The sequence below is a fragment of the Parasphingomonas frigoris genome, assembly GCF_036663815.1.
In the GTDB taxonomy this organism is placed as follows: Bacteria; Pseudomonadota; Alphaproteobacteria; order Sphingomonadales; family Sphingomonadaceae; genus Sphingomonas.
Genome location: NZ_JAXOJQ010000103.1, coordinates 1 through 1,018 on the forward strand (window position 1 = coordinate 1; position 1,018 = coordinate 1,018).

1 protein-coding gene and 1 pseudogene are annotated in these 1,018 nt (G+C 65.5%); both read right to left on the minus strand.

The genetic code is table 11. From position 1 onward, the window contains the following. Positions 1 to 231: pseudogene (locus tag U1872_RS22790) on the minus strand (conjugal transfer protein TraB); the annotation flags it as partial. Beyond that, positions 228 to 1,018: type-F conjugative transfer system secretin TraK (locus tag U1872_RS22795; RefSeq protein ID WP_332795119.1), on the minus strand; the 791-nt coding region annotated here is incomplete at its 5' end. The gene U1872_RS22795 and the pseudogene U1872_RS22790, both read right to left, overlap by 4 nt.

Below are 1,018 nucleotides of genomic sequence, written 5' to 3' on the forward strand. Positions count from 1 at the left end.
GGTGGCGATCTTGGTTTCTCTGCCGTTCGCATCGGCAACCGTGGTCGGCTTGTCGTCGTCCATGATGTACCAGGAGCCGAGAACCAGAGCGGCCGCCGCGGCCCCCGACATATACAGGAGCTGCTTCTTCCGGACCGCCTCGTTGCCGGCCATCATGTCGGAACCGTCGCCCTCCTCGGGCTCGGCGTCGAGCTGCTTCGGCTTGCGCTTGAACATGTCTGCAAGGCTCATGGCCGGGCTCCGTTCGCGAGGCCGGCAGGCGTGACAATGTAGGCCGTCGTCGCCTCTCCCGGCTTGAGTTGAGGATTGGCGACGCTGACCGCGATCGCGTTCGACGGGGCGATGGTGCCCTCACCAAGGGCCACGGGCTGGCGGCCCTTGTTCTCGATCTTGAGCACCCGGCCGGCGAGCGCCGCGCCGCGGTACTCGGAGATCATCTGCACCTTGAGGGTCCCGACCATAACCGCGTCCGTCTGGCTCGGGAGAATGTCGAAACCATCGAGAGACGCCGATTGGTACATCGCCTGAACCAGCGAGGCTGACGCCTCCTGCGGAGAGGCGGCCTGCGCCACCTGCGGGGCATTATCCCCGACGATGTCCTTGTTCTCGACAAAGACCTGCTGGGCGTCGTCTCCTCCCAACCGACAGGCGAACTTGTAGACATATCCCTTCGCGGTCGTGCCGAAGAATGACACGCGCTGGCGCGAGAAGCCCTCGGGAACCGACAGGTATATGTCACCGCGTGTGGGCTCGTTGACGACAGTGAAGTCGTCGCTCTCGACCCCGGTCGTGAGCTTGGACACGCTGGCGAAGCGGTCGTCCTTGAGGCTGACCCGCGTCAGGCCGCTTTTCGAGACGGTGCAGCTGACCTCGCTGTTGTCGCGGGCCAGGACGCGTTCGTCGGCCCACGCGGGTGAGGACAAGGCGATGGCCCCCGCGACGATCATGGCCGCGCCAAGGCCGCGCGAGACGTGGCACCAACGAGAAGCGACCGCGGCGCCACTTGCCATCAGTCCAT